Here is a 19,586-nt window from a genome sequence, read left to right as displayed (position 1 = left end):
CCGGCACCGAGCAACAGGAAACCGACCGCGTGCCGGACGATGAAGTCGGACACGCGGGAGAAAGGACGAGTGACGATGTCAGCCTCCGTTGAGCTTGCGGCGGGGGAGATACTTCCTCGGCACGCCGTCGACGTACCGGTCAGGCCAAAGGGTCTCCGGCTTCACGTCGAGGGCGTCGGCGATGAGGCGTTCCATCTCCGGCCACGCGACACGAAGGGCACGGGCGGCCGAATTCGGGTGATAGCCGTGCCGACGCGACACTTCGGCCAGCGACAGCCCTCGCCTCTGCAACTCGCCCTTGATGCGGATGGCGTCCCAAGCGGGATCATTTGGTTCTTGATCAAGAACGGACATTCGTGCATGATCCCCTCAGTGACGAACATCCGTACTTATACACGATAAAGTGTATTTTGTCCAGTCTGTTGGGCTGGGCGGAGTGTGTCCGCATGCAGGGCCTGGCTGAGCGGTTGCGGGAAGCGAGACACAGACTGGGTCTTACCCAGGCCGATCTCGCTGAACGTCTCGGAATCAAGTACCGCACGCTTCAGGACGGCGAGCGTGGGTTGTCACTGCCAGGAGCCAGAATCCTGGAGGCCTATGCACGGGAGAATGTGGACATCAATTGGCTGCTGACCGGCATTGCGGTTCGCACCGACGACGGTCGACAGGTGCGGGCGGAAGCTCCGACGCTGTTCGACAAACCAGCGATCCCGATCAAGGGTCGTCGATTCCGCATCCGCAGCCGGAGGCTGGTGAAAATCCCTCATATCGACCCGTTCAACCCGGACAATTACGACCCGAAGAACGCCGACAGCGTCCTCACCGTCGATCCGTCACGGCTTGTCGCCTACAACGTCGACTATGCCATTTTGGGTCGGGAAGACGCCGAACTTGCCACCACGACGGTGATCGACGAACGCATGAGCAACGGGCTCAAGAAGGGAACCCTGGTGCTGTTCGACACGTCGATGCGAGGAGAGCTTCCTGCCGGGAGGCTCGTCGTGCGGGAACGGGGGTCACTGGCCGTGTCCGCGAAGGTCTTTGGGCGACAAACCGAGGCCGTCATCGGCCGGGTAGTCTTCGCCTTAGAAAGCCCGTGAACGGTTGAAATCGATCCCAACGGCGGCCACGAAAGTTCACTGCTGAGGTTCGAATGGCAAATGCCAGAACCGGATTGAATCCATCTGGTGTGCCAAGTGAGGAATGCTGAAACCGTTACCGTACGTCCGATTGCTACCGCCGCCGGAATGCCCGGTGAGTGCATTTTGAACCTGAATAGGAATGCCGCTGTCTCGCATGAAATCGACGAAAAGATGCCGAAAGCTGTGAAATACCTTCCGGGAATCGACAATGCCGCGATCACGGAGGGACCGATGAAATCGCTTCTGAAACTGGTCCGAAAGCCGACCCTTCTTGTTCAAGACCAACCGGTCAAACAGTAACCGATCCGGTTGTCCCCTCGATTGAACATGATCGAGAAATCCAAGATCAACCAATCTCGAATGCACGGGGACCGGCCTGACCGACGAAACATTCTTAACGTTGCCTTCAATATCAAGATATGCGACGCCCTCGTGCTTCTTCACGGCTCCAACTGTGAGCTGAGCAAGCTCCTCCTGTCGGCACCCAGTGAAGTACGCCAAGATTGGAAGCCAGTAGTCCGCGTTGGCTGATCGTGCTGGATAGCCTGAACCGAAGATCATGCGGACGTCGTCGGCATCGAACGGCAACCGGCTCCGGTTGAGGTTTTTTTTGCCTTCAGCCTTCACACCCTCGGCCGGGTTATGCGTCATATAACGGTTCCTCTTCAGCCATTCGAACATCGCCGAAATACCAGCGAGGTTCTTGTTCACCGTTTGAGGCCGAAGGGTCTCGATGGTCGGCTGGTGCACACTCAGCTCGCACAACTCGCCAAACGACAGGTCCCGATGCTCTTTTCGTGGACGCGACGGGTAGGTCAGCAACCGGTCCCGGAAATCAAACATATGATCGGGCGTCACGTGACGGACGTCGCAGTCCTCCTCCATGAAAGCAATCAGCCGACCAATAGCAGTGTCCCAGTCCAGTCCAGTGCTGCGACGCACGCCCACCGCTTCTTTGTAGAGAGTCATCCCCTTGGAAAGGGGCACCGGGTCCGACCGCCCTTTCGGACGAGTCGACCCAGTCGCAATCTGAGGTCGCCGGTCGCTTCGCCGCACCGGTTCGGAATGGTCGTCCAGGACGTGGAGACACGCTGCTTTGAATCGCTTCATTGCCGAAGCGTCGCGTTCCAAGGGACCGCTCAACCCTGTCGTCTCGATATACTCCTCGAATAGCACCTCAGCACGACGGTCGGTCAGTGGCCCGAAGAGAATTCCAGGCTCAGTTTCGACGCACTCGACATCGACTCGACCGGACTCGATAAGCCAGTCAAACCATTTTCTGACATATCGGTTGATCTCATAGTCGTCGAACCCGTCACGCCCAATTGCCCGACCGAGCCACCTGTCGAAAGTCTCGGCATCCCAGTCATCGAACGGTGTACGAGCGAATCTGTCGAGAAGGCTTTTGAGGTGCTCGTTGTTGGGATGCTCGCTCGCAGCGAGAAGCATTTCCGCGACGAAGGCACCAACCTGATGGCTTCGGAGCTTTGCAAGGTTCCGATCTTTGGTATCGAGCGATTTGATGATCTCACGACGACCGAGCATCAGGCGAAGGTCGCCTGGAACCGCTCTGCGGTAGCGATAAACGCCTGTCTTGGGATGCTTGGATAGGCCGCTCATATCTAAGCGGTTTGTATCACCTGCTTGTATCACCCGGCAATCCCATATCCCCTTGAGCAGCAGGGGTTTATGAGTTTCAACGGGCTAGTAAAGCAGTGGCGGAGAGGGTGGGATTCGAACCCACGGTACGCTCACGCGCACAACGGTTTTCGAGACCGTCCCAATCGACCACTCTGGCACCTCTCCACAAGCTCCCGGTCGAGGGAGCCGGGAACCTAGTCAAAGCCGGATCGCGATGCAAGCGCCGATGCGGGCGGCTCCGCGGTTTCCGCCCGGCCGGGCGGCGAAGGACGATCCGCCGCAGCCTTGCCGGCGCCCCCTCGATTGACCCGACCGGGCGGCTGCGCCATGTAGCGCCGTGATGACGACACCCTCCCGCACGCTCGACCCGCTGGTCGGCAAGGCACTGCGCGCCCGGCCGTGGGTCGCCGCCTGGCTGCTGGCGACCGCCGCCATGGTGGCGGCCATGATCGTGATCGGCGGCATCACCCGACTGACCGAGAGCGGCCTGTCGATGGTCGAGTGGCAGCCGATGATGGGCTGGATCCCGCCGCTGTCGGAGACCGAGTGGCAGCGGGTGTTCGGCCTGTACAAGCTGACGCCGGAGTACCGGCTGCACAATTCGTGGATGGGCCTCGCCGACTTCAAGACCATCTTCTTCTGGGAATACCTGCACCGGGTGTGGGGCCGGCTGATCGGCGTGGTGTTCGCGCTGCCGTTCCTGGCGTTCCTGGCGACCGGCCGGATCGAGCGGTCGATGGCGCCGCGGCTGGCCACGCTGTTCGTGCTCGGGGCGATCCAGGGCGGCATCGGGTGGTGGATGGTGACCTCCGGCCTGGCCGACGAGCCGCGGGTCAGCCCGTACCGGCTGGCGGTGCACCTGTCGATGGCGTTCCTGATCCTCGGCCTGCTGGTCTGGGCCGCACTGGAACTGCTGGAGCGCGGCGCCGCCGAGCCGGTTCCCGAGGCGGCGCGGCGCGGCGCGACCCTGGTGCTGGGGCTGATCGCGCTGACCGTGGTCGCCGGCGCGTTCGTGGCCGGAACCGACGCCGGCTACGCCTACAACACCTTCCCGCTGATGGACGGCCGCCTGGTGCCGGACGGCTACTGGTCCGACGAGCTGGGCATCGCCAGCCTGTTCGAGTGGGTGCCGGCGGTGCAGTTCAACCACCGCTGGCTGGCGGTGGCAACGGCGGTCGTCACGCTCGCCTTCACCCACTGGGCGATGCGCCGCGCGCCGCAGGCCGCCCGCCCGCCGCTGCGCCTGGTGACCGTGGCGATCGTGGTGCAGGTCGCCCTCGGCATCGCCACCCTGCTGCTGGTGGTGCCGGTCTGGCTGGGCGCGCTGCACCAGGCGGGGGCGGTGGTCCTGTTCACCGGCGCGGTGTGGACGCGGTTCAGCCTGCGCCGAGGCTGAACGCCATGCGCGGCAGGACGCGGCCGGGGATCTCGGCAACCGGATGGTCGCCGATCCGGACCGCCCCGAGCCTCAGATAGAACGCCTCGGCATAGGGATCGGAGTTGAGCACGATGCGGGCCGCCCCGGCCCGACGCGCCCGCTCCGCCACCGCCAGGAACAGCCGCTTTCCCACCCCGCGGCCGATGGCCGGCGGATCGACCCACAGGTGGTCGAGTTCCGCGTCCCCGCCACGGGCGATCAGCACCGCAACCCCGTCCGCCACTCCGCCGGTCTCGTGCACCAGCACGCAGTGCGCGGCGATGTCCCCGGCGGTGATGACGATGGTGCGGCGGAACACCGCCATCAGGGCCTCGTCGTACGGCCAGTGGCCCTTGGCACGCACCGCCAGGGCGGTCAGGGCGGCGGCCTCCTCGGGCCGGGCCGGGCGGATGCGGGTCTCAGCCATCGCCCGATGTCCTCAGGAAGGCCCGGGTTTCGTCCACCGCCTCGGCCAGGCCGCAGCGCTTGACGACGACGCCCTCGGGGAACGCGCCGAGCAGGCGGCTCGGCATCATCGGGTCCAGCAGCACGAACACCCCCTGGTCGTCGGCCCGGCGCACCAGCCGGCCGAACGCCTGCTTGAGCCGCAGGCGGGTCAGCATGTCGGTGTAGACGTTGCCGCCGAACGCCGCGCGCCGGGCGCGGTACAGGATGTCCGGGCGCGGCCACGGCACCCGGTCGAACACGATCAGCCGCAGCGACCGGCCGGGAACGTCGACGCCGTCGCGCACCGCGTCGGTGCCCAGCAGGCAGGCCTCCTCCTCGGCCCGGAAGATGTCGACCAGGGTGGTGAGGTTCATGCCGTCGACGTGCTGGGCGTACAGCGGCAGGCCGGCGGCATCCAGGGCACCGGCGATGCGCTGGTGCACCGCGCGCAGCCGGGTGATCGCGGTGAACAGGCCGAGCGCCCCGCCGCCGGATGCCAGGAACAGCGAGCGGTAGGCCGCCGCCACCTGGTCCAGGTCGTCCTTGCGCACGTCCCCCACGATGAACACGCGGGTGTGCGCCGGGTAATCGAACGGCGAGGCCACCGCGGAGCGGATCGCCGGCAGCGGCAGGTGCGCCGCGCCGGTCCGGTTCTCGGCCGCCGCCCAGTCCGCGACCTCGTCGCCGGAGCCGTCGCGCAAGGTGGCCGAGGTGACCACCAGGCCGTGGGCGGCCTTGCCGACGGTGGCGGCGAACGGCACCGTCGGGTCGATCCAGTGGCGGTGCAGGCCGACGTCCAGGTCGCGCCCCTCGACCCGGTCGATCGCCATCCAGTCGACGTATTCCACGGGCGTCGCGTCGCTCAGGCTGCGCAGCATGGCGCGCCAGCCCTCGACCATCGCCTCGCCGCGCCGGGTCAGCGACCGCGCCACCGCCTCGATCCGCAGCCGGGTCCCGGTATCGAGGTCCTCGGCCTCGGCGTCGAGCTTGGCCAGCAACTCCCCGCGCAGGGCCAGCATCGGCCCGACCAGCCGCTTCAGGGCCCGGTCGAGCGCGTCGGCCACCTCGATCAGCCCGTCGACCGGCGGCTTGGCCTCGCATTCCAGGCCATACGGGCTCTTCGGGTCGCTGACGCGGGCGTAGATCTGCCGGCGCACCACCATCAGGAACGCTTCGGCCGCACCCTTCGGCTGCTCGTCGGCCAGCCGGTTGACCCAGCCGTCGCCCGGCAGGGCGCGGGCCGCCTCCTCGATGGCATCGACCATTTCCAGCGCCGCCGGGCGGTCGAACACCAGCTCCTCGACCCGCCGCCGCAGACCGCGGGTGCGGCCGGCCCGCCGCCCCTCGCCGCCGAGCAGCCAGCGCCGCAACTCGACCGTCTCCAGCGCCGACAGGTTGGCCGAGAACGCCCCGTCGGCGGCGTCGAAGACGTGATGGCCCTCGTCGAACACGTAGCGCGCCGGCACGTTGCCGTCGTCGACCCCGCCCATCGCCGCCTGGATCATCACCAGCGCGTGGTTCGCCACCACGACTCGCGCCCGCCGGGCGCGGCGCACCGACCGCTCGATGAAGCACTTGTGGTAGTGCGGGCAGGCTGCGTAGACGCACTCGCCGCGGCGGTCGGCCAGGCCCAGGGTCCGGCCGCGCCCCAGCAGGTCGCTCAGCCACGCCGGGAAGTCGCCGCCCTGCAGGTCGCCATCGCGGGTCGCCCGTGCCCAGCGTGCCATCAGGCCGAGCGCGGTGGCGTGCTGCGGCTGCATCGGCAGGGTACGGCTCGCCTCCTCCAGGTTCAGCAGGCACAGGTAGTTCTCGCGCCCCTTGCGGACCACGACCTTGAGGGCCTTCGCCACCGGGTCCGGGTACAGCCGGTCGAGCTCGCCATCGATCTGGTGCTGCAGGTTGCGGGTGTAGGTGGAGATCCACACCGCTCCCTCGTTCTTCTCGGCCCACACCGAGGCGGGCGCCAGGTAGCCGATGGTCTTGCCGACACCGGTGCCGGCCTCCGCGAGCACCACCGTCGGCTCGTCCTCGCGCTCACGCGGCCGGAACGCGGCGGCGACGGCGGCGGCGTAGTCGGCCTGGGACGGCCGTGCCTCGGAGCCGGTTCCCAGGATCTCCGACAGGCGGCGGCGTGCCTCGTCCTCGCTCACCGGCTCGTGCCCGGCCGGCGGCGGCGGCGCGTGCTCCGACCATTCCGCCAGGTCGCGCCAGACCTCCAGTCCGGACGGCCGGATCGGCGCCGGCGGACCGGGATCGGGCTCCCCCAGCACGCTCAGCACCAGCCGGCCCCAGGGCCAGCCGCCGTCGTGCATGGCCCGGGCAATCGGCCGGGCCCAGCGGTCGCGCTGTCCCAATGCCTCGCGCTCCGGCAGTTCCGCCAGCAGCGCGTCGGCCACCTGGAGAAGCGTGTCCGGGGCCGCCTCCAGGCAGCCCGGCGGGGGCAGACCGACCGCCTCGGCCAGACCGCGCGGCGTCGGCAGGCAGAACGTCGCCGGCCGCACGAAGGCGAACAGCTCCAGGACATCCATTGCCTCGATCGAATCGACACCCAGCCGACGGGCGACCGAGCGCGCGTGACAGACCACCGGCGGCGCGTCGTGCGCCCACACCGCCGCCCGGCCGGAAGCCACCCGTTCGACCTTTCCGTCGCCGTGCCGCCACGCCGCCCCGACCGGGGTGGCGTGCAAGGCCGGCAGCCCGGCGAGGACAGAGGCGATTGAGGAGCGCATGTTTGCGGTGTAGCAGTGGAGTCCGGGCTTTGAAAGCCGGCCCCGCACCCCCAGATTGGGTCGACCCCGCCGACCCGGAGCGCGACACCCGATGCCCGATGCCGTCCACGCCGCCGAGACGATTCGCGCCCTGGAATCCGATCTGATCGAGCTGGCGCTGCGCCGTGCCCCGGTCGACGCGATCGTCGAGCGGGTGGCCGGCGCGCTGTGCGAGGCCGGCGTGCAGGTCAACCAGATCCGACTGGCGGCCCGTACCCTGCACCCGGCGATCGACGCCATCGCGGTGTCGTGGTCGTCCAAGACCGGCATCGACATCGGGGTGTTCCGCCACGCCGAGGCCGGGGGCGATGACTGGCTGCGCAGCCCGCTGCGCTACATGATCGATACCAGGACCCTGCGGATGCGCCGCCGCCTTTCCGATCCTGCGCAGCGCGCAGACTATCCGGTGTTTGAAAACATGGCGGCGGCCGGCATCACCGACTATCTCGCCCATCTCTTCATCTTCGGCGATCCAGATGCCACCCGCCGGGACGGCCTGATCGTAAGGTGGATGACCCACCACGCCGACGGGTTCCGCGACTCCGACCTGGCGATCCTCGACCGGATCGGAGCACGCGTGGCCGCCGCGATCCTGCCCGGCCTGGAGCACTCGATCGCAGGCAATCTGCTGGAGGCCTATGTCGGCGCGCGCTCGGGCGCGCAGGTGCTGGAAGGCACCATCCAGACCGGCGAAACCCAGGCGATGGACGCGGTGATCGTGGTGGTCGACCTCGCCGGATTCACCGCCGCCAGCGACGCGGTACCCGGCGACCGCCTGGTAGACCTGCTCGACCGGCACCTGGAAGCCATGGTGCCGCCGATGACCGCGCATGGCGGGGAGATCCTGGCGTTTCTCGGCGACGGCTTCCTGGCAGCCTTCGAGCTGGGAGCCGACGCCCGGCGCGCCTGCGTGTCGGCGCTGGACGCCGCGACCGAGGCCATCGACGGAGTCACTGCATTGGCCTCGACCCTGTCGGCCGAGGGGCTGCCGGCGCTGCCCCTGGAGGCGGCCCTGCACGTCGGAACCGTGCGCTACGGCAACGTCGGCGCCGGCGGGCGGCAGGCGTTCACGGTGATCGGACCGGCGGTCAACGCGGCGTCGCGGATCGAGGCGCTGTGCCGGCCGCTCGGCCACCGTCTGCTGACCTCCCAGGCGTTCGCCGAGACCAGCGGCGACCCGCGCCTGCGCCCGGTCGGCGACCATCCGATCCGCGGTATTGCCGAGCCGATGACGCTGTACGCCCTGAAGTGAGCCGGCACCGCATTTCCCGATTGCGGCTTGTCGCGAACAGAGCAACGATCGTACGGAGCAAGGGCCCACGGAGGCGGCTATGGCCAGGACGTTGGCGGTCGAGGACGGCACGGTGGTGTTCCGGCGTTCCGACGGCACGGTGCTGCCGCTGCATCCGCTCTGGCTGCGCGAACGCAGCCGCGAGTCGGACGAGTTCGATTCAGGGTGCCGACAGCGACTGTACGATCCCTGGCGGATAGAGACGGCGATCCGCATCGATGGGGTCGACACCCTCGACGACACCGTGGCCGAAGTGCGGTTCAGCGACGGGCGGGCGGTGCGCTTCCTGCTCGACTGGCTCGACGGCGAACTGGACCCCGCCGATGCCTTGCCGGCGAAAACGCCCTGGACCGCCGCCACCCATGCGCCAAACGTTGCCGTACTCCAGGCCCTGGACACCCCGGCCGGCATGACGATGTTCCTGGACGGCTTTCTTCGCACCGGGCTTGGTCTGATCCGAGAATGCGGCACCGAATCCGGATCGGTGCTGCGGGTGGCGGAGCGGTTCGGGCCGGTCCGGGTGACGAACTTCGGCGCGCTGTTCGAGGTCCGGACGACCGAAGCTCCCACCGACCTCGCCTACACCTCGCTGGCGCTGTACGCCCACACCGACAACCCATACCGCCGCCCCATCCCCGGCATCCAGTTCCTGAGCTGCCTGATCAATGATGCCGAGGGCGGGGAGTCGACCCTGGTTGATGGCCTCGCGGTCGCCCAGTCGCTCCGATCCGACGACCCCGACGCCTTCGCGGCGCTGACAACCACCGGCATCCGCTATCGCTACGACGGCGACGGCTCGGTGCTGGAAGACATCGGCCGCATGATCGAGGTCGACGAGGCCGGTGAGATCCAGCGCATCCGCTTCAACCCGCGGGTCGAGTATGTGCTGCCGGCACCGCCATCGGCACTGGCCGCGTTCTATCGGGCACGCGCCCTCTTCGGCGCCCGGCTGGGCGATCCGTCGTTCGAGATACGCCTGAAGCTCGAACCCGGCGATACGATCATGTTCGACAACCACCGCCTGGCGCACGGCCGCACCAGCTTCTCCGCTACCGGTCGTCGGCACCTGCAGGGCTGCTACATCGAGCACGACGGCCCGCAGAGCCTGTACCGCGCAGGGCGTTCAGCGGTGCGGTAGCACCGGTCAATCGCCGGCAATCAGGTCCGCGAACTCCGTCAGCGACCGGCGGATGCGCTTCTTGTTCCCGACGGTCGGCCGCGCCGCCAGCAGGGCGTTGAGGATCGCCTCCTCGGTCGCCTCGATGACCGCCCGGAACAGCCCGTCCAACGCATCCTCATGCAGCGACCGGCGCGAGCGCTCCGGATCGTCGGACATGACGTGCGGCAACGGTTCGGCGGTCGAGAACGCCAGCATGATGTCGCCGCTGCCGGAGCCGAAGTGGGTCCCGGTGCGCGCCAGCCCGGCCCCCGCCCGCACCGCCAGCCGCCGCAGCTGGCGGGCGTCGAGCGGCGCGTCCGTTGCAATGATCATGATGATCGAGCCGTGCTCGCGCCCGTCCCGCTGGTTTGACGCCTTCTCCGCCGCCAGCCTGTCGACCAGCCGCTGTCCGACCGGACGGCCGTCGACCCTCAGGTCCTCCATCCGGCCCATGTTGCAGAGGGTCAGCACGCCGGCCGTGTACTGGCGCGGCCCGCGCGTGACGACCCGGGACGCGGTGCCGATGCCGCCGGCGAGGCCATAGCAGCTCATCCCCGTCCCGGCCCCGACATTGCCCTCCACGACCGTGGGTGCGACCGACTGCAGCGCCCGCAGGACGTCGTCCTCGGAGACATGCAGGCCGCGGATGTCGTTCAGCCAGGCGCCGTCGTTGCACTCCATGACCACTGGGTTGACGGTTCCGGTGCTGGCACCGATCTCCGGGGTCTCGGCCAGCATGTGCCGGACCAGCGCGGTCGCCGCCGTCCCGACCGACAGGGTATTGGTCAGCACGATCGGGGTCTCCAGGGTGCCGAGCTCGGCCACCTGCATCAGCCCGATGCTCTTGCCGAAGCCGTTCAGCACGTGCGCGGCAGCCGGCAGCTTGTCGCGGAACGGATGGCCCGCATGGGTACGGATCGCCGTCACACCGGTTTGCACCGGCCCGTCGGACAACGTGGCGTGGCCGACGGCAACGCCGGCAACGTCGGTGATGGCGTTGGCCGGTCCGGTCGGCAGGGTGCCGATGGCGATGCCGAGGTCGCGCAGGCGGGGTTGGGCGCTCATCCATCGATCTCCATTGGTCATATGACTTCTGTCTAGCAGGCGATGGCCCGCGCTTCCACGACCCGCTAAGGTCCGTCGCGACGACCGAACGGGAGAACCGAGCATGACCGACCGCTACGCCGCCGATGCCCTGATCGCCTACACCGAAGCGCTGTTCGCGGCGGCCGGGCTCGACGCCGACAAGGCCGCCGTTGTGGCGCCGGTCATGGTCGAAGCCGACCTGATGGGCCACACCACCCACGGCCTGCAGCTGGCGCCACCCTATCTCGCGGCACTGGCCGACGGCAGCATGAAGGGCACCGGCCAGCCGGCGATCCTGACCGACCGCGGCCCGGTGGTGAGCTGGGACGGACGGCGCCTGTCCGGCGTGTGGCTGACCGCGACCGCCGTAGATCTCGCCGTCGAACGCGCCCGGCTGTACGGCACCGGCACAGTCTCGATCCGACGTTCGCACCACATCGCCTGCCTGGCCGCGTTCCTGCAGCGCGCGACCCGCCACGGCATGATGGTCACGCTGACCTGCTCCGACCCGTCAACCGCCAGCGTCGCGCCGTTCGGCGGGACCCGCGCGGTCTACACACCCGACCCGATCGCGGTCGGCATCCCGACCGGCGGCGACCCGATCCTGGTCGATATCTCCGCCTCGATCACCACCAACGGCCTGACGGGGCGGCTGCACAAGGAGGGTCGAAAGCTCGACCACCAGTGGGTGATCGACGCCGAGGGCAACCCCTCGACCGATCCGGCCGTGCTGTTCACCGACCCGCCGGGCACCATCCTGCCGGTCGGCGGGGTCGATCACGGTCACAAGGGCTACGGCTTGGCGTTGATCGTCGAAGCGCTGACCCAGGGCCTTGCCGGTCACGGCCGGGCCGACCCGGCGGAGGGCTGGGGCGCCGGCGTGCTGGTGCAGGTCTATGACCCGACTGCCTTCGCCGGAGTCGATGCGTTCACCCGGCAGACCGACTGGCTGGCCGACGCCTGCCGCACCAACCCGCCGGCCCCCGGAGTCGAGACGGTGCGCCTGCCGGGCGACGGCGCCCTGGCCCGCAAGCGGGCGGCGCTGAAGGACGGGGTGGCGCTGTATCCCGGCATCGTCGACGGGCTGAAGGCCTGGGCCGACAAGCTCGGCGTGACGCCGCCGTCGGCGCTGTAGCCGCTTCGAAACGATCGCAACGCCCGGGCAGAAACCATGACCCCCAGAATCGTGTTCGTCACCGACTTCCCCGATGCGGCCGATGCGGCGCGTGCGATGGCGCCGTCCGGATTCGAGCTGACCGTCGTGCCGGCCCGCAGCGCCGAGTACCGCGAGGCCATGGCGGGTGCGGAGTATCTGGTCGGCTTCGTCGACAGCCTGATCGACCGGGAACTCTTTCTAACCGGCCCGAAACTGCGGCTGGTGCAGTTGCTGAGCGCCGGATACGACCGGGCGGATCTGGATGCCGCCCGCGCCGCCGGGGTACCGGTCTGCAACAACGGCGGCGCCAATTCGGTCGCGGTGTCCGAGCACGCCGTGCTGCTGATGCTGGCGGTTTCGCGCCAGTTGGTGCGGCAGCATTTGAGCGTCGCGTCCGGCAACTGGCGCGGCAACCAGACACCGCGTGTGCATGAGCTGCGCGGCAAGACGCTCGGCATTGTGGGCCTCGGCACCATCGGCAAGAAGACCGCCCGACTGGCCCAGGCGTTCGGCATGAACGTGACCTACTACGACGTAGCCCGGCTGCCGGAGGATCAGGAAGACCTCCTGAATGTCCGGTTCCGCCTGCTGCGCGAGCTGCTGGGCGAAGCGGACGTGGTCTCGCTGCACACACCGCTGAACGATGCCACCCGCCACCTGATCGGCGCCACCGAGCTGGGCGCGATGAAGCCGTCCGCCATCCTGGTGAACACCGCCCGCGGCCCGGTGGTCGACGAGGCGGCGCTGCACACTGCACTAGCCGACGGCACCATCGCCGCCGCCGGCCTCGACGTGTTCGACCAGGAGCCGCCGCGCCCCGACAACCCGTTGTTCAGCCTCGACAACGTGATCCTGACCGCGCACTTGGCCGGGCCGACCTTCGAGAGCAACACCGCACGGGTGCGCAACGCCTTCGACAACGTCCAGAGGGTCGCCCGTGGCGAAACTCCGCTGTGGATCGTGCCGGAACTGGAAGACTGACCAGGCGCGGACCGCGGCGCCATCGACGGAGCCGGTCGCGATCTCGGGGGTTGTCGGGTGACACCCCACCTGCGGACCGACGCCCGATGCCATTCGATCCCATGACCCTGATTGCCCCGCTGCCCGGCGAAACCCTGGCGTCGGTGGCCGGCAAGTTGAGCCTGGCCGCGATCCTCGGCGCGATCATCGGCGCCGAGCGTGAGTACCGGCGGCAATCCGCGGGACTTCGGACCCACATGCTGATGTCGCTCGCCTCGGCGGCGTTCACGATGATCGCCTGGGGCATCTACACCGACATCCAGGGCCGGGACGGCTCGCCCAACGTCGACCCGATCCGCGCGGTCGAGGCGGTGACCGCCGGAATCGCCTTCCTCGGAGCGGGCGCGATCATCCAGAACCGGGAAGGCGTCCGCGGCCTCACCACCGGGGCCGGCATGTGGACGGCCGGTGCGATCGGCGTGGCGGTCGGCTGCGGCTACTACTCGATGGCGGTGACCCTGGTGGCGATCGCGATCGTCGTCCTCGCCGTGCTGAAATGGATGACCGACCGCGTCACCCGGGACGACGGCGCCTGATCCGGGTGGCGCCGGTTTCGCGCCGCACGTAACCCTTCTACTCGCGACGGACCCGGACTAGGCTTTGCCCGCGAACAGGAGGGCTGGATGCGGGTAATGGTCCTGGGCGGTGGCGTGGTCGGCGTCACCACGGCGTATCAACTGCTGAAGGACGGCCACGAGGTCGTGCTGGTCGAGCGGCGTTCCGGCGTGGCGGAGGAGACCAGTTGGGGCAACGCCGGGATGATCGCGCCCGGCCATTCCTTCGTATGGTCGTCGCCGCGCGCGCCGATGATCCTGCTGAAGTCCCTGGTTCTGAAAGACCAGGCACTGCGCTTCCGCCCGTCCGCCGATCCCCGGCTGTGGAGCTGGTCGCTGAAGTTCCTCGCCCAATGCACCCACGAGAAGGCGCGCACCAATACCCTGCGCAAGCATCAGCTCTGCCTGTATTCGCAGCGCCTGCTGCACGAGACCCTGGCCGACGCCGAGATCGACTACGACCGCAACACCCGCGGCATCCTGTACTTCTACCGCTCCGAGGAGCGGCTGGCCGCCGGGGTCGAGCACATGAGGATCCTGTCCGACGACGGCCAGGAAACCGAGGTGCTGGACCGTGACGCCGTCATTCGTGTGGAGCCCTCGCTGGCCGCCGCCCGCGACAAGGTGGCAGGCGGCATCTACTGCCCGACGGATGAAACCGGCGACTGCAACAAGTTCACCCGCGCCCTGGCGGACGAATGCATCAAGCGCGGGGCGGAGTTCCACCTGGGCATGGAGATCCTGCGGATCGACGCCGATGGCGACGCCATCCTGGGCGTGGAGACCTCCAAGGGCCGGCTGACCGCCGACGCCTACGTGCTGGCGCTCGGCAACCACGCGCCGGTGTTCGCACGTCAGCTTGGAGTGTCGCTGCCGGTCTACCCGATCAAGGGCTATTCGCTGACCATTCCGGTCGGCAACCACGCCGCATCTCCGACCGTCGCCTCGGTCGACGAGGACAACCTGGTCGCGATCTCCAGCTTCGGCGACCGGGTCCGGGTCACCGCGACGGCGGAGTTCGCCGGATACGACACCAGCCACAAGCCGCAGGACTTCGACTTCATGCTGGGCGTTGTGCGCGACCTCTACCCCGACGGCGCCGATTTCGGGCGCGCCGAGGGCTGGGCCGGTCTGCGCCCGATGACGCCGGAGGGCACGCCGCGCTTCGGGCGCAGGAAACATCGCAATCTGTGGTTCAACAGCGGGCACGGCCACATGGGCTGGACCATGTCCCACGCCGCCGCCCGCATCACCGCCGACCTGATCGCCGGCAAGCCGACCGAGATCCCGCTCGACGGCATGATGATGTAATGCACTACGAGCCGGAAACCGCCGGAGGAATGTGATGAACAGCACCCTCGTTGCCGCCAAGCCCGACTGCATCGACCTCGGCGTCCTGCCGTCGACCCTGGATCCAGGCATCTACAGCCGGGCCGCCATCGGACTGGTGGTGCTGGCGACCGACCAGACCGTCGAGCATGAGTTCCGGCAGATCTTCCGTCACGAGGGCGTCGCCCTGTACGAAAGCCGGATCCAGAACGACAACGACATCACCCCTCAGACCCTGCGCGCCATGCAGGCCCGGCTGGCCCCGGCCGCCGACCTTATTCTCCCGGGGGTGCCGCTCGACGTGGTGGCGTTCGGTTGCACCTCGGCGTCGATGGAGATCGGCGAGGACGGGGTGTTCGACGAACTGCGCAAGGTCCGCCCGGAAGCCAGTTTCACCAACCCGGTGACCGCCGCCTTCGCCGCCTTCAAGTCCCTCGGAATGAAGCGGATTGCCCTGCTGACCCCCTACAGCGAGGCGATCAACGCCAACCTGCGGGTCTACTTCGAAGGTCGCGGCGTGGCGGTCACGGCCATGGGCACCTTCCTGCGCACTGACGACCGGGAGGCGGCGCGGATCTCCACCGACTCGATCCGCGACGCCGCCATTGCCGCCGCAGCACACCCCGACGTCGACGGGGTGTTCATTTCCTGTACCAGCCTGCAGGTCGCCCCGATCGCCCGGGCTGCCGAAGCAGTGTCCGGTAAGCCGCTCCTGTCCAGCAACCTGGTGATGGCCTGGCACTGCCTGCGCCTCGCCGGGGTCGACGACCCGCAACCCGAGTTCGGCATGCTGTTTGAACGGGGGCTGGCCGGATAGAAGTCGCGCCTGCGCTCGTCTCTGTCAGCCTCCGGCCGCCGCCCGCAGCTTGGACAGCCCCGCCTCGAAGGCACGGCCGACCAGCTTGTCCATGTCCATGAACACGTGGAAAACCTTGCTGAAGAAGGGTGTCGGCCCGTGCATGATCTTGAACACGGGTTCCCTCCCATCAGGTTGGTCGCAGGACCTGCGGTCTTGCGACGAAATGCTGTTGCGGCGGGAGCCTAGGAATCGACACCCGACCTGCTGTTCATAGCCAGACGGTCAATGTGCAAGCGGATGTGCGCCGCCTCGGCCGGTGTGTTGGCCAGTGCGATGGCCCGGTTGAACGCCCCGCGAGCTTCGTCTGTCCGGCCAAGTTGCTGGAGCAGGGCGCCACGAACCCCAAAGAACAGGAAGTAGCCGGCAAGCGGATCGGCCAGCGGCTCGATCAGGGCAAGCGCCGCCTCGGGTCCCTGCACCTTGGCAATAGCAACCGCCCGATTCAGCGTGACCACCGGCGACGGCTGCATCCGCTCGAGCGTGGCGTACAGCCGCTCGATCTGCCGCCAGTCGGTGTCTTCGGGCCGGGCGGCACGGGCGTGCAGCGCCGCGATTGCCGCCTGCACCTGATAGGGTCCCGGCTTGCGGTGGCGCATCGCCTTGTCGATCAGACCCAGTCCCTCGGTGATCATCTCGCCGTTCCACAGGTGCCGATCCTGATCCTCCAGCAGCACAATGCAACCGTCGGGATCGACCCGCGCGCCGGTGCGCGCGTGCTGCAGCAGCAGGAGCGCCGCCAGCCCCATGATCTCAGGCTCCGACGGAAACAGCCGCAGCAGAAGCCGCACCAGCCGGATGGCCTCATCGCACAGCGCGGAGCGCACATGCGCCTCGCCGCCGCTGGCGGAATAGCCCTCGTTGAACAGCAGGTAGAGCATGGCGGCCACCACACCGAGCCGCTCGGCACGCTCGACGGCACCCGGCGTCTCGAACGGGACGCCGGCGCCGGCAACGCGGGCCTTGGCCCGGGTGATCCGCTGCTCCATGGCGCTCTCGCCGACCAGGAAGGCGCGCGCGATCTCCTTCACCGACAGCCCCGATACGATGCGCAGGGCCAGCGCGATCTGCTGGGTCGCCGGCAGATCCGGGTGGCAGCACACGAACAGCAGCCGCAGGATATCGTCGCGGTAGTTGGCGCCGTCCAGGCGTTCGGCCAGGCCGGCCTCGGCGTCGTCCAGGTCGGAGATGACGTCATCCGGCGGCAGCGCCTGGGTCCGGCCCCGGCGCCGAACGTCGTCGATCCCGGCGTTGCGCCCCACCATGATTAGCCAGGCCGCCGCGTCGCGCGGCGGACCGTTGCGCGGCCACGTCCGAAGCGCCCGCAGACAAGCTTCCTGGAACGCCTCCTCGGCGGTGTCCAGGTTCCTGAAATAGCGCAGCAGCGCGCCGATCGCCTGGGGGCGGGCCGCGGCCAACGCCGTATCGATCCAGGCGATCTCGTTCACGTCAGAGCCCGCCGGATTGGAGCACGGAAACCGGGCGCAGTTCGTAGGATCCGCCCGCACCGTTGGCTCGCGCCAGTTCCTGGGCGGTCTCGATCGCCTCGTCGAGCGACGCGCATTCGACGATGAAGAACCCCAGCAACTGCTCCTTGGTCTCGGCGAATGGGCCATCGAGGACCAGGGCTTCCTGGCTCTTGCGAATGGTCACCGCCGCCGTCGTCGGCACCAGCCGCGCCACCGGGCCGAGCCGGCCCTGCGCGCTCAGCTTTTCCTGTACGGCACCGAGCCGGGTCATCACCCCGGCGTGCTGGTCCTTGGACCAGGAAGCGACCGCCTCCTCGGAGTCATAGCAGAGAATGGCGTACAGCATGATCATCGCTCCTCGTTTGGCCTGAGGACGAACGAGTACCGCCGGATCCGACATCGCGTCGAAAAGAAATTCTGCGCACCGCCGGGGTTCGCCAAACCACGTCGAGAACGGTACCGTCGCATACCTAATCCGGAGTCTGGCCGATGATCCGCGTCCACCACCTGAACAACTCGCGCTCGCAACGCATCCTCTGGCTGCTGGAGGAGCTCGGGCTAAACTACGAGATCGTTCCCTACGCCCGCGATCCGAAGACGATGCTGGCGCCGGACGCGCTGAAGCGGGTGCATCCGCTGGGCAAGTCGCCGCTGATCGAGGACGACGGCCGGGTGCTGGCCGAGACCGGGTTGATCGCCGACTATCTGGTCAGCCGCTACGGCCCGCATCTGGCGCCGGATTCCGGCTCCGACCTGCACTGGCGCTACCGGTACTGGCTACACTACGCGGAAGGCTCTGCCATGCCTCCGCTGCTGATGAAGCTGATTCTGAACCGGCTTGGCTGGCTGGGCCGGCCGGCGCGCCCGTTCGTCGAGCGGCAGTTGACCACCCACCTTGACTATCAGGAAGCGGAGCTGAGCGCCGACCCGTGGTTCGCGGGTCCCGAGTTCACCGCCGCCGACGTGATGATGAGCTTTCCGCTGGAGGTCGCGGTCTCACGCGCCGGCCTCGACGCGTCGCGGCCGAACCTCTGGGCCTTCCTGGAGCGGATCCACGCCCGCCCGGCGTACCGGCGGGCGCTGGATAGGGGCGGTGCCTACGCATTCGCCCGCTAGGCTGCGCCGTCAAGTACGCTTACCGCGGGCCCGGTGTTGAGAACGTCCTTCAGCGCCCGCCGCAATGCCTTACGCTCCTCGAATTCCGCCGTGACGTCGCGCACGATGGCGGCGATACCCTCCAGGCCGCCTTGGTCGTCCGGCAGCGGCAGGATCGAGAACTGGATCGAGATCGGCCGGCCGTCCTTGCGGACTGCCGGAACCGCCAGCAACTCACCGGCGCCGTACTTCGTGACTCCGGTCCGCATCGTCGTGTCGTAGCCGGCCTGGTGCCGGGCTTGAAGCCGCCGCGGGATGATGATGTCGAGCGGCTGGCCCATGGCCTCGGCGACGGTAAACCCGAAGATCCGTTCCGCTCCGCCATTCCAGTACCGGATGACGCCCTTGGCGTCGGAGACGATGAGACCGTCGGGCAGGTCGCAGACCAGCGCACGGCCGAGATCATCGGGATTCATTGCCCGCAGCCCCGCCGGATCGCTTGTCCGGACCCGGTTACGATGACATCCATCGGAATGTCATAGGGCTGCGGGTAGATCGTTGCGATCGCAGCCGACGGATGGCCGACTCCGATCGCCAGTGGCCGCGGCGACAGCGCCGCCAGAGTCCGGTCGAAAAAGCCGCCGCCATAGCCGAGCCGATAGCAGTCATTGTCGAAGCCGACCAGCGGGGCGATGACGACATCGGGCGTGACCGACGGCCCGTCGGCCGGGATCGGAATGTTCCAGACACCCCGGCCCATTTGGCAACCGGGCGTCCATTCACGGAAGGTCAGGGGATGGGCCTTGCGCTCGACCACCGGCAGCGCGATCCGCATCCCGCGTTCGATCTCCGTGCGCATCCAGCCGCGCAGATCGAGTTCCCCACGGAAAGGCCAGTACAGGCTGATCATCGTGCCGCGGTCGGTTCCGACCAGTCGGCTGAGTTCGGCCGCCACCGCTTCGGCGACCCGGCTCCGGTCGTCCGCGGAAACCGCAAGGCGGGCCGCGACCAGCCGTTCACGCTCGGCCTTGCGCCAGCGCGCCACCGTTACCGCGGCGTCGCGATCGACTGCAGTATAGCCGTTCTCGGTCAGCTCCAGTTCGTGCGCAAAGCAGGGCGGCGAGGCAGGGCAGTTCCGGTCGGTTTCCTGGTCCAA

20 protein-coding genes and 1 tRNA gene are annotated in these 19,586 nt (G+C 68.3%); 10 read left to right on the top strand and 11 right to left on the bottom strand.

Annotated features, from left to right (window positions below):
- Window positions 1-78: 78 nt before the first annotated feature.
- Window positions 79-354: a helix-turn-helix domain-containing protein gene (locus RIC54_RS03035; protein WP_350150533.1), complete on the bottom strand. Its 276-nt coding sequence runs from the start codon at window positions 352-354 to the stop codon at window positions 79-81.
- A 92-nt stretch (window positions 355-446) separates the two neighbouring features.
- Between RIC54_RS03035 and RIC54_RS03030 the strand changes: the two genes are divergently transcribed.
- The gene (locus tag RIC54_RS03030; RefSeq protein WP_350098086.1) at window positions 447-1,100 is read left to right on the top strand and encodes a helix-turn-helix domain-containing protein; all 654 of its coding nucleotides are present in this window, start codon (window positions 447-449) and stop codon (window positions 1,098-1,100) included.
- Window positions 1,101-1,136: 36 nt separating this feature from the next.
- Here the strand turns inward: RIC54_RS03030 and RIC54_RS03025 are convergent, their stop codons facing one another.
- Both RIC54_RS03025 and RIC54_RS03020 read right to left on the bottom strand, forming a co-directional pair.
- Complete coding sequence (locus RIC54_RS03025; RefSeq protein WP_350098087.1) at window positions 1,137-2,795, bottom strand: DUF6538 domain-containing protein; 1,659 nt, start codon at window positions 2,793-2,795, stop codon at window positions 1,137-1,139.
- Window positions 2,796-2,858: 63 nt separating this feature from the next.
- Window positions 2,859-2,948: transfer RNA gene (locus RIC54_RS03020), tRNA-Ser, on the bottom strand.
- Window positions 2,949-3,123: 175 nt separating this feature from the next.
- On the opposite strand from RIC54_RS03020, the gene RIC54_RS03015 reads away from it, so the two are divergent.
- Complete coding sequence (locus tag RIC54_RS03015) at window positions 3,124-4,179, top strand: COX15/CtaA family protein (RefSeq protein ID WP_350098088.1); 1,056 nt, start codon at window positions 3,124-3,126, stop codon at window positions 4,177-4,179.
- On the opposite strand, the gene RIC54_RS03010 is transcribed toward RIC54_RS03015, so the two are convergent.
- Together RIC54_RS03010 and RIC54_RS03005 are read right to left on the bottom strand one after the other, a co-directional pair.
- Window positions 4,160-4,627 carry a GNAT family N-acetyltransferase gene (locus tag RIC54_RS03010; protein WP_350098089.1) on the bottom strand — a complete coding sequence of 156 codons (468 nt, stop codon included), beginning with the start codon at window positions 4,625-4,627 and terminating at the stop codon, window positions 4,160-4,162. The genes RIC54_RS03015 and RIC54_RS03010 overlap by 20 nt on opposite strands.
- The gene (locus RIC54_RS03005; protein WP_350098090.1) at window positions 4,620-7,376 is read right to left on the bottom strand and encodes a helicase C-terminal domain-containing protein; all 2,757 of its coding nucleotides are present in this window, start codon (window positions 7,374-7,376) and stop codon (window positions 4,620-4,622) included. Before RIC54_RS03005 ends, RIC54_RS03010 begins: the two co-directional genes overlap by 8 nt.
- A gap of 91 nt (window positions 7,377-7,467) precedes the next feature.
- Between RIC54_RS03005 and RIC54_RS03000 the strand changes: the two genes are divergently transcribed.
- Together RIC54_RS03000 and RIC54_RS02995 are read left to right on the top strand one after the other, a co-directional pair.
- The gene (locus RIC54_RS03000; RefSeq protein ID WP_350098091.1) at window positions 7,468-8,667 is read left to right on the top strand and encodes an adenylate/guanylate cyclase domain-containing protein; all 1,200 of its coding nucleotides are present in this window, start codon (window positions 7,468-7,470) and stop codon (window positions 8,665-8,667) included.
- A gap of 79 nt (window positions 8,668-8,746) precedes the next feature.
- The gene (locus tag RIC54_RS02995) at window positions 8,747-9,844 is read left to right on the top strand and encodes a TauD/TfdA family dioxygenase (RefSeq protein ID WP_350098092.1); all 1,098 of its coding nucleotides are present in this window, start codon (window positions 8,747-8,749) and stop codon (window positions 9,842-9,844) included.
- Between the two features lie 6 nt (window positions 9,845-9,850).
- Here RIC54_RS02995 and RIC54_RS02990 read toward each other — a convergent pair whose 3' ends face one another.
- Window positions 9,851-10,930 (bottom strand): DmpA family aminopeptidase, encoded by a 1,080-nt coding sequence (locus RIC54_RS02990; RefSeq protein WP_350098093.1) that lies wholly within the window; start codon window positions 10,928-10,930, stop codon window positions 9,851-9,853.
- Window positions 10,931-11,033: 103 nt separating this feature from the next.
- Between RIC54_RS02990 and RIC54_RS02985 the strand changes: the two genes are divergently transcribed.
- The 5 genes from RIC54_RS02985 to RIC54_RS02965 all read left to right on the top strand — a co-directional run bounded on the left by RIC54_RS02985 (window position 11,034) and on the right by RIC54_RS02965 (window position 15,827).
- Window positions 11,034-12,086, top strand: a complete 1,053-nt coding sequence (locus tag RIC54_RS02985; RefSeq protein WP_350098094.1) for an Ldh family oxidoreductase — start codon at window positions 11,034-11,036, stop codon at window positions 12,084-12,086.
- Between the two features lie 36 nt (window positions 12,087-12,122).
- A complete protein-coding gene (locus RIC54_RS02980) occupies window positions 12,123-13,088 on the top strand; it encodes a 2-hydroxyacid dehydrogenase (RefSeq protein ID WP_350098095.1) in 966 nt (321 codons plus the stop codon).
- Between the two features lie 86 nt (window positions 13,089-13,174).
- Window positions 13,175-13,663, top strand: coding sequence for an MgtC/SapB family protein (locus RIC54_RS02975; protein ID WP_350098096.1), 489 nt, complete (start codon window positions 13,175-13,177; stop codon window positions 13,661-13,663).
- Window positions 13,664-13,750: 87 nt separating this feature from the next.
- Entirely contained in the window at window positions 13,751-14,992 is a 1,242-nt protein-coding gene (locus RIC54_RS02970; RefSeq protein WP_350098097.1) for a D-amino acid dehydrogenase, read from the top strand.
- Between the two features lie 34 nt (window positions 14,993-15,026).
- The gene (locus tag RIC54_RS02965) at window positions 15,027-15,827 is read left to right on the top strand and encodes a maleate cis-trans isomerase family protein (RefSeq protein ID WP_350098098.1); all 801 of its coding nucleotides are present in this window, start codon (window positions 15,027-15,029) and stop codon (window positions 15,825-15,827) included.
- A 24-nt stretch (window positions 15,828-15,851) separates the two neighbouring features.
- On the opposite strand, the gene RIC54_RS02960 is transcribed toward RIC54_RS02965, so the two are convergent.
- The 3 genes from RIC54_RS02960 to RIC54_RS02950 all read right to left on the bottom strand — a co-directional run bounded on the left by RIC54_RS02960 (window position 15,852) and on the right by RIC54_RS02950 (window position 17,681).
- On the bottom strand, window positions 15,852-15,983 hold the full coding sequence (locus RIC54_RS02960; protein ID WP_350098099.1) for an SRPBCC family protein: 132 nt from the start codon (window positions 15,981-15,983) through the stop codon (window positions 15,852-15,854).
- A 68-nt stretch (window positions 15,984-16,051) separates the two neighbouring features.
- Window positions 16,052-17,314, bottom strand: coding sequence for an RNA polymerase sigma factor (locus tag RIC54_RS02955; RefSeq protein WP_350098100.1), 1,263 nt, complete (start codon window positions 17,312-17,314; stop codon window positions 16,052-16,054).
- Between the two features lies 1 nt (window position 17,315).
- A complete protein-coding gene (locus tag RIC54_RS02950) occupies window positions 17,316-17,681 on the bottom strand; it encodes a YciI family protein (RefSeq protein ID WP_350098101.1) in 366 nt (121 codons plus the stop codon).
- A gap of 143 nt (window positions 17,682-17,824) precedes the next feature.
- On the opposite strand from RIC54_RS02950, the gene RIC54_RS02945 reads away from it, so the two are divergent.
- On the top strand, window positions 17,825-18,451 hold the full coding sequence (locus tag RIC54_RS02945) for a glutathione S-transferase family protein (RefSeq protein ID WP_350098102.1): 627 nt from the start codon (window positions 17,825-17,827) through the stop codon (window positions 18,449-18,451).
- Here the strand turns inward: RIC54_RS02945 and RIC54_RS02940 are convergent.
- Window positions 18,448-18,906: a PAS domain-containing protein gene (locus RIC54_RS02940; protein WP_350098103.1), complete on the bottom strand. Its 459-nt coding sequence runs from the start codon at window positions 18,904-18,906 to the stop codon at window positions 18,448-18,450. The genes RIC54_RS02945 and RIC54_RS02940 overlap by 4 nt on opposite strands.
- Window positions 18,903-19,586, bottom strand: a complete 684-nt coding sequence (locus RIC54_RS02935; protein ID WP_350098104.1) for a 5-formyltetrahydrofolate cyclo-ligase — start codon at window positions 19,584-19,586, stop codon at window positions 18,903-18,905. Before RIC54_RS02935 ends, RIC54_RS02940 begins: the two co-directional genes overlap by 4 nt.

Source organism: Thalassobaculum sp. (assembly GCF_040219215.1).
In the GTDB taxonomy this organism is placed as follows: Bacteria; Pseudomonadota; Alphaproteobacteria; order Thalassobaculales; family Thalassobaculaceae; genus Thalassobaculum_A.
The sequence above is the reverse complement of the archived record's forward strand: the minus strand, read 5'-3'. Positions and strand labels throughout refer to the sequence as shown.

Bases quoted from the DNA above. Each gene is read 5' to 3' on its own strand.
- RIC54_RS03010 (WP_350098089.1), bottom strand. From the start codon at position 4,627: ATGGCTGAGACCCGCATCCGCCCGGCCCGGCCCGAGGAGGCCGCCGCC.
- RIC54_RS02980 (WP_350098095.1), top strand. From the start codon at position 12,123: ATGACCCCCAGAATCGTGTTCGTCACCGACTTCCCCGATGCGGCCGAT.
- RIC54_RS02970 (WP_350098097.1), top strand. From the start codon at position 13,751: ATGCGGGTAATGGTCCTGGGCGGTGGCGTGGTCGGCGTCACCACGGCG.
- RIC54_RS03000 (WP_350098091.1), top strand. From the start codon at position 7,468: ATGCCCGATGCCGTCCACGCCGCCGAGACGATTCGCGCCCTGGAATCC.
- RIC54_RS02985 (WP_350098094.1), top strand. From the start codon at position 11,034: ATGACCGACCGCTACGCCGCCGATGCCCTGATCGCCTACACCGAAGCG.
- RIC54_RS02940 (WP_350098103.1), bottom strand. From the start codon at position 18,906: ATGAATCCCGATGATCTCGGCCGTGCGCTGGTCTGCGACCTGCCCGAC.
- RIC54_RS02995 (WP_350098092.1), top strand. From the start codon at position 8,747: ATGGCCAGGACGTTGGCGGTCGAGGACGGCACGGTGGTGTTCCGGCGT.
- RIC54_RS02965 (WP_350098098.1), top strand. From the start codon at position 15,027: ATGAACAGCACCCTCGTTGCCGCCAAGCCCGACTGCATCGACCTCGGC.
- RIC54_RS03035 (WP_350150533.1), bottom strand. From the start codon at position 354: ATGTCCGTTCTTGATCAAGAACCAAATGATCCCGCTTGGGACGCCATC.
- RIC54_RS03005 (WP_350098090.1), bottom strand. From the start codon at position 7,376: ATGCGCTCCTCAATCGCCTCTGTCCTCGCCGGGCTGCCGGCCTTGCAC.
- RIC54_RS02975 (WP_350098096.1), top strand. From the start codon at position 13,175: ATGCCATTCGATCCCATGACCCTGATTGCCCCGCTGCCCGGCGAAACC.
- RIC54_RS02945 (WP_350098102.1), top strand. From the start codon at position 17,825: ATGATCCGCGTCCACCACCTGAACAACTCGCGCTCGCAACGCATCCTC.
- RIC54_RS02990 (WP_350098093.1), bottom strand. From the start codon at position 10,930: ATGAGCGCCCAACCCCGCCTGCGCGACCTCGGCATCGCCATCGGCACC.
- RIC54_RS02950 (WP_350098101.1), bottom strand. From the start codon at position 17,681: ATGCTGTACGCCATTCTCTGCTATGACTCCGAGGAGGCGGTCGCTTCC.
- RIC54_RS03015 (WP_350098088.1), top strand. From the start codon at position 3,124: ATGACGACACCCTCCCGCACGCTCGACCCGCTGGTCGGCAAGGCACTG.
- RIC54_RS03030 (WP_350098086.1), top strand. From the start codon at position 447: ATGCAGGGCCTGGCTGAGCGGTTGCGGGAAGCGAGACACAGACTGGGT.